This is a genomic window from Carnobacterium alterfunditum DSM 5972, from assembly GCF_000744115.1.
Lineage (GTDB): Bacteria > Bacillota > Bacilli > Lactobacillales > Carnobacteriaceae > Carnobacterium_B > Carnobacterium_B alterfunditum.
This window is the reverse complement of record NZ_JQLG01000004.1, coordinates 1004948-1017348: the sequence shown is the minus strand read 5'-3', so window position 1 is coordinate 1017348 and position 12401 is coordinate 1004948. Positions and strand designations below refer to the sequence as shown.

Here is a 12401-nt window from a genome sequence, read left to right as displayed (position 1 = left end):
TTCGTTACTACATCAACGTTTCAAGACGCTTTCCAATTTATTGGAAGGTGTCTTTTTTTTCATTGACTTTTTCTGCCTAACGATTAGCGTAATTAGCAAATTTTCTGTTGTATTATTTCTTGATTTTCTAGTAACGTGGGTAAAAATATCTAAAGTAATTTGAATACTTGCATGTCCTAAACCTTCATCGAATTTGAGCATTTTCTTTAAATTTTGCAGATCTTTAGTGTAAAAATGAGCTAGTCCTTTTGATAATTCAATAGCAAAAATCCTATTAGGGCAAGGATATGTTTTACATAATTCAAGAAAGCTAAATTCTACAAAATAGTGTTCTTCTAGTTCATATGCCTTTAGAACAAGCCCTTCATTGTAGTACAGGAATAAAATATTCATATGTAGTCTCCTTTAAATTTGATACTTCTACTATACGCAAATTAATTCAAATAATTTATAACCTGAATGATTCATACTTTTAAAAAAAATAATAATTGGCGCATTTTTCACTTCTTTCAGATCATTAGTTTAATAGGTTTACTTATTTTACTTCAAATTTCCAAGTCACTCATTTTTTTGTCAGAAAATTAAGATTTTTAGGCATACTAATCCCTTGAAATTAGCCTTTTTTTTAAACTATTCTATTAGGTGTGAGTGCTACTGCCATTTGAAATGCTGAATATTCCGCAAGATTTTATGGAATAGTTCATAGTAAACGTTATAAGAACTGAGTTTTAAAAAGGTTTTTCGTCCAGAATGAACAAGTTTACCCGCTACTTTAAATAAGAGCAAACGAATAGTTGAAACTTGAAAACCTTTGGTTTCTTTCGTAAAACAAAGAGTACGCATAAAATTGACGATGTTGTAAGCTAGTACACTCACCATCATACGTGCATGATTTTCTAAAAAACGAGGACTATCGGTTTTATCGAAATAAAATTCATTTTTGGCCTCTTTAATGTAATTTTCCATGGTGCCTCTTTTAGAAAAGGTTTGAAAGACCGCTTCTGCAGAAAGGTTCTCTGATAAATTGGTTATGATAAATTCATGTCGAGCAATCAATTCGGTTGCTTCGCGCGTAGATTTAATACAAATTCTTCGTGGATGTGTCCAGCTCTTGGCTTGATAGAGTGTAGAAGCGTAGTGAACTTCTTTTTTATCCCAATCCTGCTGGTCATCTATCGATACAAATTGCTCAGCGATTTTTCCTAGGTTACGATTCGATTTCAATCGAATAACATAAAAATTTTGACGTTTTTCACACAGTTCATATAATTCTGGAGTTGCAAAACCACTATCTGCACGCACTAGAATAGAACATACAGGTACGGTTTCTTGGTAATGGTCAAAAAGTGGCCGGACAAAATCTGCAACACCATTGGATGTGTACACATTACCAGAACGAAGTTCTGTTTTCAAAAAGTCGCCGGTCAGGCCTTCAAAGGCAACAAGTGGATGATAGTCATTCGTTTGGTAATGGGCATTATAATCCGACTTCTCCTGATTGCCAAAGGTATCCGAATGTGTTGAGTCTAGATCAAAAATCATTTCAGTTGTATTACGAGCAGTACGTACTTTATCAATCAGGATTTGATTGACTTCTTGTAATTGGGAAATGTTTTCCTGACTTAACCGATTCCATAAACGAGAAATAGATGGTTGTGAAGCGAGTTGCTTTTTAGCTAATAGGCTCTGGAAAATGGGATCTTTTGATAAAACGTCAGCCGAAGAATCCGTTTGATATCCAGCAATCAATTGAAAAAGGATTTGTTCAATAATTGAATGATTAGCATGGTTATAGTAAAGTCGATCATCATTAATAGTGAGGGTTTGTTTCAAAATGTTAGAGAAATTAATGGTGTGCATGAATTCCTTAACTAATATCAATCCGGAATCTGAAGATAAATTACCCCCACAGTGAGATACCGTAATGTTTGAATTGAAAAGTAAACGATTTTCATGTAAAGTTGCCATAGAGAGAACCCCTTTCTTTGGTTATGTTTAGTCGCTTTAACCATAGCAGATTGGGGTTCTTTTTGCACACCCAAAGGGTGCTGATAAAATTAACTCAAACTAGCGTTAGAACAGTTTTTCCAGAGCATTTCAGAAAAAGTATGAATTATTCAGGTATAATTAAGTATATGATTGTTTTTATTTAGAAAATTAGTTTAAAATTAAGTAAAGTCTCACTATTTCCACCTTCATTGATCCCAGTATAACATTATGTAATTTAATTAATCGAATTCAGGTTGTCTAAACAAGAGAGTCCCAAAAGGTAAATATAGGCCAAAAAAATTTATTTAGTAGGAAGATAGATTGAAAGAAAAGATTCCTTAATCGTTATTTAAACTCTTAATATGAATCATTCAGGATGATATACATATATAAAACTATAAAGGCGGGAAGACGATTGAAAATCTTAATTACAACGGATCAGTACGTTCCTGCTATAAATGGAGTGGTCACATCTATAGTCAATTTACAGAATGGGCTACAAAAACTAGGGCATGAGGTCAGAATACTCACATTATCAGGGAATAGGAAGTCATCATATAAAGATGGGGTTATATATATTGGATCTACTGGTGTTGGTAAAATCTATCCTAATGCAAGGCTGGCCTTTTCTGTTGATGAGGAATATATTCAGGAATTAGTTAACTGGTATCCAGATATTATCCATTCGCAATGTGAATTTAGTACATTTTTTATGGCACAACAGATAGCAAAGGAAGTTGATGTACCAATTATTCATACTTATCATACTTTATATGAAGATTATACTCATTATTTTTCACCGAATAAAAAATGGGGGAAAAAGATGGTTGCAATTTTTACTAAACAGGTTTTGAGTCACAGTGAGTGTGTAATCGCGCCTACTGATAAAGTGCGTTCCTTACTAGTTGACTACGGCGTGAAGCAACAAATACAGGTCGTGCCAACAGGGATAGATTTAGAGAGATTTAAAATCCAGTTGGATGACATAGAAAAAGAAAGACTTCGGAGCAAGTTAGGAATTCCCTCTAATGACCGTGTGCTTATATATGTCGGGCGACTAGCAAAAGAAAAAAATCTAGAAGAGATATTATTGTTTTTTTCACAATTAAACAGACAGAATATCACCTTGCTAATAGTGGGTGATGGACCACATCGCGCAGCATTAGAAGAACGCGTAATAGATTTGGGTATTTCCAAGCACGTTATTTTTACAGGAATGATTTGTTCACAAGAAGTGAGTTCTTATTACCAATTGGGGGATCTATTTGTTAGTGCATCAAACAGCGAAACACAAGGATTGACTTATATAGAAGCATTAGCCAACGGGATTCCGGCTCTTTGCAGAAAAGATCAATGTCTGGAAAACGTGATTGTGGATGGCGTAAATGGTTGGGAATATCAATCATTTGAACAGTTTAGAGAGAAGTTAGATGATATACTAGAAAAAGAAGGGCTACAAAAGCGTTTAAGTAAAAATGCTAGAGAAATTGTAAAAGGTAACTGTTCTTCAAATGAATTTGCAAAGAGAGTTGAACAAATTTATCAGACTACAATAAATCATCATCATTAAAAGCTATGGGATACATCTGACTAGGATAGTGCGCAATAAATACAATAGGAGTAATCGCTTATGGAAAGTAAAAACAAGAGGAAAAAAATGGATGTTTTGGCCGTTTTAATTACAGTGGCATTCATATTTTTTATTGTTTACGGTATTTATACAAAAATTTTCTACTCGGAAAGTGCACTAAACGCCTACCTTAACAAATTTGGTATATGGGCACCAATCATATTTGTTGTTTTTCAAGCTATTCAAGTTGTGTTTCCTATCTTACCTGGTGGAATCGGAATGCTCGGTGGATTAGTGATATTTGGGCCTCAAATGGGGTTTATCTATAACTATGTTGGCATATGTACAGGATCGGTTTTAGCTTTTTTGATTGCTAAACGGTATGGTATGCGAATAATTGAATCACTCTTTATCCCTAGATTGCATGGCAAGTACATGAAATGGACAGAAAATAAAAATTTTTCAGTTTTATTTGCACTAGCAATTATTTTCCCGATTGCTCCAGATGATTTTTTGTGTTATCTCGCAGGGACAACAAAAATGACATTATTAAAATTTACACTGATCATTCTATTAGGAAAGCCATTTTGAATAGCAGGCTATAGTTTTGGACTAAACGTTGTTTTCCAATGGTTAGTTAGGCTGCTCAATTAATTGAAGGAGGAAAAGCATGATGATACTAGAATATGTTTATTTTGTATGGCAAGATAAATGAAAGTTTTATTGTATTCCGGATCTTTGAAGATAGTGAATAAAAGCGGTATAGGACAAGCGGTGCGGCAACAGGAAAAGTCCTTAAAACTATTGGGTATTCCTTATACTATGGATAGCAGAGATGATTTTGATATTATTCATCTTAATACTATTTTTCCGGATTCCCGAATCATGAGCATAATGGCAAAGAGGAAAAGCAAAAAGGTTATTTACTATGCACATTCTACTATGGAAGATTTTAAAAATTCTTTTCGGGGTTCAAATTTGCTTGCACCAATTTTTAAAAAATGGATAATTTATTGCTATAATAGTGCTGATATCGTTATTACACCTACAGAGTATTCAAAAATGTTATTAGAGAGTTATGGATTAAAACGTCCTATATTTAGCCTTTCCAATGGAGTTGATATTGATTATTTTGAACGGAATTATGATGCACGCAAGAGATTCCGTGATAAATATGACTTGAAAGAACAAGAAAAAGTAATCATCTCAGTCGGGCACTATATTGAAAGAAAAGGTATTTTAGACTTTGTAAAGATAGCAGAGCAAATGCCGGAATATCAGTTTTACTGGTTTGGATATACAAACTCACATCTTGTCCCACATTCAGTAAGGGAAATAATTGAAAATTCTTTGCCAAATCTTCATTTCCCCGGCTATGTAAATAGAAATGATTTGAGAGATGCTTATTGCGGAAGTGATTTATTCCTGTTTCTGACACATGAGGAAACGGAGGGCATAGTCTTACTTGAGGCTCTCGCTTCTAAAATACCTGTTTTGATCAGGGACATTCCTGTGTATAAAGATTGGCTGTCAGATGGTGAAACGGTGTATAAAGGAATTACTATCTACGACTTCAAAGAAAAAATAACTCAAATTTTAGAAGGCATCCTTCCGGATATAACCAAAAGTGGTTATCGTATTGCTGAACAACGTGATTTAAAAGTAATAGGTAGGTTGCTTATTAATATATATGACCAGTAAACCTTATATTTTTATAAGGGATTTGTGAAAAAGAAAGGTTGCGGAAATATTAGCCACTACCCGATCATTACAATCATTCATTACCTAACAGTGAACTGGTAGTTCGTGGAGATAGTGGTTTTGTTGCTTCTGGCCTGTATGATCTACGTGAAGCAAAGGCTGATCACTATGTGATTCAATTAAAAAACAATCGTAAATCAGGTCAAATAGCTGAAAAGTTAATGCTTTACGGTAATAATTAAAAAATAAGAAGAGTGAGAAGTTCATTACCATTCAACGTCCTATCAAGCATAAACGTAGCCTAATTGGCACTGGATCTGTATATGGTCAAACACTTGAAGCCGGCGAATTTCTCTTTCGTCATGTTTTTATTGTCATGAATCTTTCTGACCTGATCCGCATTTTTATTGCGTCTTAAACAAAATAAAAAGTCGTTTATTTCTTGTTGTGTTCGTAATGGTTGCACGTTGTAAGGCATTTTAAAGCCTCTCTTCTCACAAAAATGATACATAATTTCATTCAGTATAGCGTGTAATCGTGTATTGGAGGGTCGAATAAAAAAAGAATCCCTTTTAATAAAGGGATTCGGATACACGACTTTATGTAATTTCATGTATTCAAATAATAAAAAAAGGAGTGGTGCTTCTTGTCAAAAGGATTGCTTCATCATATTGAACTCTATGTTTCTGATTTAAAAAAATCTACTGATTTTTGGGGATGGTTTCTTGAGGATTTAGGATATCATTCTTTTCAAAAATGGGAAAATGGACAAAGTTGGAAATTAGAAGAGACTTACATTGTTTTTGTCCAAGTACAAGAGCCTTTTTCAGATAATTCGTACCATAGAAAAAATGTAGGGTTAAATCATTTAGCTTTTCATGCGAGTTCACGACAACACGTAGATGATATGACTCAAAAACTAACAAACAAAGGGATTCCTATTCTTTATACAAAACACCACCCATTTTCCGGAGGTGGAAATCATTACGCTGTGTACTTTGAAGATCCAGATAGAATAAAAGTAGAACTTGTAGCTCCTGAACTATCTAAATAAATATATGTACTGTTGTGAGCCGTCTCAGTCGAAATCCAGAAGGCATAAAGATAAGGGTACACATACTACCTCTTTGTGTGATTTATAACTTCAATTATATGGTTGAGTGAATAAATAAGTACCAGTCTATTCGCAAGATTTACATGCTCTATAATGATTAATAACTATAAAGGTGGGATTATCATGGAAAAGTTGTTCAAAAAAAGAACGTTCACTGGTAGCACGGGACGTCCGAAAAAAGAAAAAGTAGAAGATCAGGTTAAAATAGAAATTTCAGATATTGATCTGGAGCAAAGCGAAAATGAATTTGAATCATTTTTCTCAGAAGTGTTAAAAAGATTACCGCAAAAAACAGCAACTATCATACTTAATGCTTATGATAAATCAAGAGATCATGCTGAAAAAACTCTAGATAAAAGTAAAAATCAATTTGATAATATTTTTGAGGCATTTTTGGAAGGTGTCGATGAAGAAACGCGAAAAAAATGTCATAAGACTGTTCATGCCGCGTCTTTAACAGCAGCTATTATCGGCTCTTCACCTATTCCTTTTTCAGATGCTTTCTTGCTGGTGCCAGTCCAGTTAACAATGATGGCTCGTTTACATAAGATATTTGGCCAATCATGGTCTGAAAGTCTAGGTAAAAGCTTATCTAAGGAATTATTGGTTGTTGGTTTAGGTAGAAGTGCAGTTGGCAATATTCTGAAGTTTATTCCGGCTGTTGGGACTGTCGCGGGTGCTGCAATTAACGCGACCGTTGCTAGTTCAGTCACAGAATCTTTAGGTTGGGTAACCGTAAAAATGTTAAATGATGGGGAAGATATTTTCGAACAAGCTATGTCATTTAAAGGACAGTATCATGCGCTGTTTAAATCACTTCAAAATTCTAGTAAATCAGTGAATAAAAAATAACTTTCATAGTAAATAATTTCTTGAAGAGACAAAGTTGTATCGGCTTTGTCTCTTTTTTTTGTTTTTAAACGCATTTCGATATGCTTTGAAATAAACTACATAATATAACCCGGATCCCCACCTGCATAGTTATGTATCGACTGGAATCATTTTTCTAAGTCATACAATTTAGCTTCTATTTTCTCGTTGAAACTACTATTCAATCTACTATACGTCTTGCTTCAAAATAATTGAAGCGGACAAAGAGAATCTTTTGTCTGTTGAAATGGTTACGCTTACTTGTTAAGCTTTATTCAGTCCTAAAGGAAGTCATGCATCATTTTACTAAGTTGTTTGTTAGATCATTTTATGAATCAAATATTTTAAAAAATAGGAGGAATAGAAATGAGAAAAGCATTTATTAGTCCAACGAAATATGTCCAAGGAGAAACGAGTTATTAAATTTAGATTTTTATATTAAATCCTTTGGTGAATCTGCATTAGTTATCGGGAAGCCGGGCGATATCTAACGGGTTCAAGACAAGTTGGACAAAACAGCTGGACAATGACAAAAACCGTTATTATTATTATCTCTCACGTTTATGAGATTGCAATAAGTTTTGCTACCGTTCGTGAATTAGTTAACAATCATTCGTCTGATCATCTATTAGCTTTTTATGATTTAGGTAGTGCTAAAGTGAACTTGGAAATGGTAAAAGAACTTAGCAATAAATCGATTACGATTTATGATGTTCCAATTGTTGAAGTCTCTTATACTGCAGCGGCACTTTTATAAGCTGACGTTACTCAAGAGGCTGTTGAAGAGCAACTAAAAGAAATGCAGATTGATAAATAAAAAAATATAAGAAGAATAGGGGAATAGATATGTTGAAAAATAATTATGATTTTATGATGCCTAATGTAAATTTCTTTGGTCCTGGTGTAGTTGAAAAGGTCGGAGAAAGAGCAAAAATGTTGAATATGAAAAAAGTATTGATTGTAACAGATGCTTTCTTAAGAAACTTAGATAACGGGCCAGTTAAACAAGCAGAAAGTTCTTTACTGAAAGCTGATATTGCATACGTGATTTTTGATGGTGTAGAACCAAACCCGAAAATAAGGAATGTTAAAGAAGGTAAAAAGATATATATGGATAATCATTGTGATTCAATCATTACGATAGGTGGTGGATCATCTCATGATTGTGGAAAAGGAATTGGTATTGTTTTATCAAATGGTGATGACCTACCAGCCCTTGCCGGAATTGAAACATTAGAAAATCCTTTGCCACCGCTAATGGCTGTAAATACAACAGCTGGAACGGCCTCAGAAATTACACGACATGCGGTTATAACCAATGAAGAAACTCATTTGAAATTTGTTGTTGTTTCTTGGAGAAACGTCCCATTAGTTTCCTTTAATGATCCAATGCTCATGCTGGATATTCCGACAGCCCTAACTGCTGCCACAGGTATGGATGCCTTAACACACTGTGTAGAATCGTATGTATCAGTAAATAGAAATCCAATTACAGACGCCCAAGCGATTCAAGGAATAAAATTAATTAGTAAATATCTAAGACGTGCCGTAGCTAATGGACATGACGTAGAAGCAAGAACCAATATGGCCTATGCTTCAATTTTAGCTGGAATGGCTTTCAATAATGCAGACCTAGGTTATGTTCATGCAATGGCTCATCAATTAGGTGGGCAGTACGATGCTCCTCATGGAGTGTGTTGTGCTGTGTTGATGCCCACTGTTGAAAAATGGAATATTATTAGTAATCCAGAGCGTTTTTCTGATATTGCAGAATTACTAGGTGAGAATATTGCAGGATTATCCGTTAGGGAAGCTGCCGATAAAGCTATTGAAGCGATGATTCTTATTTCTGAAGATGTTGGTATACCAACAAATATCAAGTCTCTGGGTGCTTTGCCAGAAGATTTTGATCAGATGGCAATAAATGCATTGAAAGATGGTAATGCTTTTTCTAACCCTAGAGTTGGTAACAAGGATGATATCATAAAACTATTTCAAAAAGCATATGAAGCATAAAAAATATTTTTGTGTTTATTATTTACCCTCATAAGAAATTAGTTTGAATGGGGGAAGTAAGTTATGCAACAAAAAGCATTAGGCTTAATTGAAACACGTGGTTTAATTGCATCAATCAAAGCAACGAATGCAATGTTAAAAGCAGCTAATGTAACATTAACAGGACAATAAAAAATTGGTCAAGGGTTAATCACCGCTTATAGGAGGGATTATAGAATGAAAAGATCAAAACGATTTGAAGTATTAGAAAAACGTCCGATCCATAAAGATGGTTTTGTAAAGGAATGGATAGAAGAAGGTTTTATCGCCATGGAAAGTCCAAATGATCCAAAACCTAGCATTAAGATTGAAAATGGGATTATTACAGAACTTGACGGAAAAAGACGTGAAGATTTTGATTTAATTGATTATTATATAGCAGACTATGGTATTGAAAAAGATAATGCCGAGAAAGTTTTGGCAATGGATTCAGTAAAATTGGCTAATATGTTGTGTGATCCTAATATTTCGCGTTCGATTATTATTGATTTAACAACTTCTATGACACCAGCTAAAATTGTTGAGGTTGTCAGTCAAATGAATGTTGTCGAGATGATGATGTCGATGCAAAAAATGCATTCAAGAAGACGCCCAGCTACACAATCACATGTTACTAATTTACGTGATAATCCCGTTCAAATTGCAGCAGATGCAGCAGAAGGTGCTTTCCGAGGCTTTGCCGAGCAAGAAACAACCGTTGCTGTTGGTCGTTATGCACCATTTAATGCTATTTCAATTTTAGTTGGGTCACAAGTTGGACGACCAGGAGTATTAACACAATGTTCAGTAGAAGAAGCTGCAGAACTTGATTTAGGTATGCGTGGTTTTACGTCATATGCTGAAACAATATCTGTATATGGTACAGAACCAGTGTTTACAGATGGAGACGACACACCTTGGTCTAAAGGATTCTTAGCATCTTGTTATGCATCTCGTGGATTGAAAATGCGTTTTACATCTGGAGCGGGATCTGAAGTTATGATGGGATATGCAGAAGGAAAATCAATGTTATATCTTGAAGCACGTTGTATTTTCATTACAAAAGCTAGCGGTGTTCAAGGGTTACAAAATGGTGCTGTAAGTTGTATTGGTATCCCAGGTGCAGTTCCAACAGGAATACGTGAAGTGTTAGCAGAAAACCTAATCTGTGTTTTGTTAGACCTAGAAGTTGCTTCAGGAAATGACCAAGCGTTTTCTCATTCCGATATGCGCCGTACTGAGAAGCTAATGTGTCAATTTTTGCCAGGTACTGATATTATCTCTTGTGGTTTTTCAGCAGTTCCTAATTATGATAATATGTTTGCTGGTTCAAATACAGATATAGAAGATATTGATGATTATTTAGTTTTTCAACGTGATTTAAAGGTTGATGGAGGTCTTCGTCCAGTTACAGAAGAAGAAACTATCAAAGTACGTAATAAAGCAGCTCGTGCTATTCAAGCAATTTTTGATGAACTAGATCTTCCAAAAATTACTGATGAAGAAGTAGAAGCAGCAACCTATGCTCACGGCTCTAAAGATATGCCTGATCGTAATCTTGTTGAAGATATGAAAGCAGCACAAGAATTATTGAATCGCAATATTACAGGTGTAGATCTTGTTAAAGCATTAGCTAAAGCAGGATTTAAAGATGTCGCTGAAAGTATGTTAAGTATGTTGAAACAGCGTGTTGCTGGAGACTTTTTACAAACAGCAGCAATTTTTGATGATCAGTTCAATGTTATTTCAGCAGTTAATGACTGCAACGATTACATGGGACCTGGAACTGGTTATCGTCTTGAAGGGGAAGAATGGGAAAAAGTAAAAGATATCCCAATGGCGATTGACCCTCGTTCAGTTTAAGAAATGGAGGAGAAAATAATGTCTGGATCAAACGTAAATGAAGATTTGTTAAGAGCCATTGTACGTGATGTGATAAAAGAGATGCCAACGGATGACTCTGCTGTAACATTTAAAGAGACGCTAAGTGATAATTCACATCAAGAGACTTCAGTTCAAAATAATGAACAAGTAATTGCTAAACAAAAAAATTGGTTTAAGCGTGCCGGAGTGGCAAAATCAGGAACGTCTAAAGATGAAGTAGTGGTGGCAGTTGCACCAGGATTTGCAGAGTTTTTGACAGAAAACTTAACTGGTCTTTCACATAGAGATATTTTACGTCAAGTTATCGCAGGCATTGAAGAAGAAGGACTAAAAGCTCGAGTTATTAAAGTATACCGTACAGCTGATGTTTCTTTTGTAGGTGCAGAAGGAGATCAGTTATCTGGTTCAGGAATTTGTGTCGCAATACAATCAAAAGGTACAACTATTATTCACCAAAAAGATTTAGCACCATTATCAAACCTCGAATTATTTCCTCAAGCTCCAGTTATAACATTGGATACTTATCGTGCAATTGGGAAAAACGCAGCAAAATATGCTAAGGGTGAATCGCCCAGCCCGGTTCCTACAGTTAGTGACCAAATGGCACGTGTTGCGTATCAAGCGTTGTCTGCTTTAATGCATATTAAAGAAACAAAGAATGTAGTAATTGGTAAACTGGCTGAAGAAATCATTGTGGACTTTGCAACGAAGGAGGGATAGATATGTCGGAATTAGATGATGTAGCTAAAAAAATAGTAGAAGAAATTAGTGTTGAATCTGTACCTAAACCTCATAAAACTGAAGACTATGAAAACATGCAAAAAATGGGAGTAACAGACTATCCTTTATATACGAAACATCCAGATTTAGTGAAATCTCCTACTGGGAAATTACTGGATGAGATTACACTAACTAATGTGATGAGTGGCGTTATTACTTCGCAAGATCTTCGTATTACACCTGATACATTGCGTCGTCAAGGGGAAATTTCTGAATCATCTGGACGTGCTGCTTTAAAACAAAATTTTGCACGCGCAGCTGAACTAACTGCAATTCCAGATGAACGTATATTACAAATTTATGAAACATTAAGACCATATCGTTCTACAAAAGAAGAATTAGTTGCTATTGCTGAAGAATTAGAAGTTAAATACAATGCACCAATTAATGGGAAATTTATTCGTGAGGCTGCTAAGTATTATGAAGTAAGAAAAAAATTAAAAGGTGATAACTAGTTTT

General features: G+C 34.7%; 12 protein-coding genes and 2 pseudogenes. 11 read left to right on the top strand and 3 right to left on the bottom strand.

The features are described 5' to 3' along the window. Window positions 1-12: 12 nt before the first annotated feature. Both BR50_RS05230 and BR50_RS05225 read right to left on the bottom strand, forming a co-directional pair. A complete protein-coding gene (locus tag BR50_RS05230; protein ID WP_034546881.1) occupies window positions 13-393 on the bottom strand; it encodes a hypothetical protein in 381 nt (126 codons plus the stop codon). A gap of 258 nt (window positions 394-651) precedes the next feature. Next, window positions 652-1968, bottom strand: a complete 1317-nt coding sequence (locus tag BR50_RS05225) for an IS1380 family transposase (protein ID WP_034546879.1) — start codon at window positions 1966-1968, stop codon at window positions 652-654. A gap of 436 nt (window positions 1969-2404) precedes the next feature. Between BR50_RS05225 and BR50_RS05220 the strand changes: the two genes are divergently transcribed. From BR50_RS05220 to BR50_RS05210, 3 genes are all read left to right on the top strand, one after another. After that, window positions 2405-3559, top strand: coding sequence for a glycosyltransferase family 4 protein (locus tag BR50_RS05220; protein ID WP_034546878.1), 1155 nt, complete (start codon window positions 2405-2407; stop codon window positions 3557-3559). 60 nt (window positions 3560-3619) lie between these two features. Continuing rightward, complete coding sequence (locus BR50_RS05215) at window positions 3620-4150, top strand: TVP38/TMEM64 family protein (RefSeq protein WP_051905753.1); 531 nt, start codon at window positions 3620-3622, stop codon at window positions 4148-4150. 120 nt (window positions 4151-4270) lie between these two features. Continuing rightward, on the top strand, window positions 4271-5260 hold the full coding sequence (locus BR50_RS05210) for an LTA glycolipid anchor biosynthesis glycosyltransferase, IagA/BgsA family (protein ID WP_034546877.1): 990 nt from the start codon (window positions 4271-4273) through the stop codon (window positions 5258-5260). A 391-nt stretch (window positions 5261-5651) separates the two neighbouring features. On the opposite strand, the pseudogene BR50_RS12750 reads toward BR50_RS05210, so the two are convergent. Further along, window positions 5652-5738 (bottom strand): annotated as a pseudogene (locus BR50_RS12750) (tyrosine-type recombinase/integrase); the annotation flags it as partial. 168 nt (window positions 5739-5906) lie between these two features. Between BR50_RS12750 and BR50_RS05205 the strand changes: the two are divergent. The 8 genes and pseudogenes from BR50_RS05205 (at window position 5907) to BR50_RS05170 (ending at window position 12397) form a co-directional block, all read left to right on the top strand. Then, the gene (locus tag BR50_RS05205) at window positions 5907-6314 is read left to right on the top strand and encodes a VOC family protein (RefSeq protein ID WP_034546875.1); all 408 of its coding nucleotides are present in this window, start codon (window positions 5907-5909) and stop codon (window positions 6312-6314) included. 183 nt (window positions 6315-6497) lie between these two features. Further along, entirely contained in the window at window positions 6498-7226 is a 729-nt protein-coding gene (locus BR50_RS05200; RefSeq protein ID WP_034546873.1) for a YcjF family protein, read from the top strand. A 544-nt stretch (window positions 7227-7770) separates the two neighbouring features. After that, on the top strand, window positions 7771-8001 hold the full coding sequence (locus BR50_RS05195; protein ID WP_051905752.1) for a PTS sugar transporter subunit IIA domain-containing protein: 231 nt from the start codon (window positions 7771-7773) through the stop codon (window positions 7999-8001). A gap of 92 nt (window positions 8002-8093) precedes the next feature. Next, window positions 8094-9260 carry an iron-containing alcohol dehydrogenase gene (locus BR50_RS05190; RefSeq protein WP_034548994.1) on the top strand — a complete coding sequence of 389 codons (1167 nt, stop codon included), beginning with the start codon at window positions 8094-8096 and terminating at the stop codon, window positions 9258-9260. 63 nt (window positions 9261-9323) lie between these two features. Then, a pseudogene (locus BR50_RS05185) lies at window positions 9324-9428 on the top strand (BMC domain-containing protein); the annotation flags it as partial. A gap of 48 nt (window positions 9429-9476) precedes the next feature. After that, window positions 9477-11141 (top strand): propanediol/glycerol family dehydratase large subunit, encoded by a 1665-nt coding sequence (locus BR50_RS05180; protein ID WP_034546871.1) that lies wholly within the window; start codon window positions 9477-9479, stop codon window positions 11139-11141. 18 nt (window positions 11142-11159) lie between these two features. Next, window positions 11160-11882, top strand: a complete 723-nt coding sequence (locus BR50_RS05175; RefSeq protein WP_034546869.1) for a propanediol/glycerol family dehydratase medium subunit — start codon at window positions 11160-11162, stop codon at window positions 11880-11882. 2 nt (window positions 11883-11884) lie between these two features. Continuing rightward, entirely contained in the window at window positions 11885-12397 is a 513-nt protein-coding gene (locus BR50_RS05170) for a diol dehydratase small subunit (protein ID WP_034546868.1), read from the top strand. Window positions 12398-12401 lie beyond the last annotated feature (4 nt).